1 pseudogene is annotated in these 206 nt (G+C 59.7%); it reads left to right on the plus strand.

The window, feature by feature from the left end:
• Nucleotides 1-206, plus strand: a pseudogene (locus ACW9IR_RS30570) (molecular chaperone); the annotation flags it as partial.

Consider the following 206-nt stretch of genomic DNA (forward strand, 5'->3'; position numbering starts at 1 on the left):
GATAAAAGTACCTACATGAAACGGGTATTCAATGGCGGTACGTCCACCGCGTTCGTCAAGGTCAATATCCTTGAAATGATCTACGACGACGACGGCAGCTACCGCGAAGTGCCTTTGCAGAACCAGGTCGGCGCAGCTGCCCGTGACGGCTTGATGGCCAGCCCGGCGCGGCTGATCGTGCCGGCCAATGGCACCCAGGGCACGCG

Source organism: Pseudomonas sp. SDT291_1_S447 (assembly GCF_054070155.1).